General features: G+C 60.3%; 1 protein-coding gene and 1 pseudogene. Both read left to right on the forward strand.

Translation table 11 applies throughout. From position 1 onward, the window contains the following. Positions 1-422 (forward strand): carbohydrate ABC transporter permease (locus J7E68_RS08725; RefSeq protein WP_215171770.1); only part of this gene is annotated, 422 nt, incomplete at its 5' end. Between the two features lie 28 nt (positions 423-450). Next, positions 451-599: pseudogene (locus J7E68_RS19705) on the forward strand (aldo/keto reductase); the annotation flags it as partial.

The following is a 599-nucleotide window of genomic DNA, read 5'->3' on the forward strand; positions in this document are numbered from 1 at the left end:
CGCTCCCTGGGCTCGTGTTCATCGAGGTCGCTTACGGAATGGCGTTCTGCATTCTGCTGTTCCGCTCGTTCGTTTCGACGATCCCGAAAGAGCTGGACGAGGCAGCCGTCATCGACGGTGCGGGCCCGATCCGCCTGTTCTTCCGCGTGGCGTTCCCGTTGCTCCGGAGCGTCATTGTGACGGCCATCGTGGTCCAGGCAGTGGCAGTGTTCAACGACTTCGCGAACCCGCTCTACTTCCTCCCGGGTGCCGAGAACGCGACCGTGCAGCTGACCCTCTTCAACTTCCAGAGTCAGTACGCGACGTCTTGGAACCTGCTGTTCACGGACATCCTGCTCATCACCATCCCACCCCTGCTCATGTATATCTTCTTCAACCGCCAGATCGTGGCAGGAATGACCGCGGGGGCGATCAAGGGATGATCGCAACGCACTCACAAGGAGTTCACTCATGAAGTTCCGCCACCTCGGCGCCTCCGGCCTCAAGATCTCCGAGATCACTTACGGCAACTGGCTCACGCACGGTTCGCAGGTGGAGAACACCGCAGCGATCTCATGCGTGCATGCCGCGTTGGATGTCGGAATCACCACGTTCGCCAC

The organism is Microbacterium sp. ISL-103 (assembly GCF_018613995.1).
Taxonomy (GTDB): Bacteria; Actinomycetota; Actinomycetes; order Actinomycetales; family Microbacteriaceae; genus Microbacterium.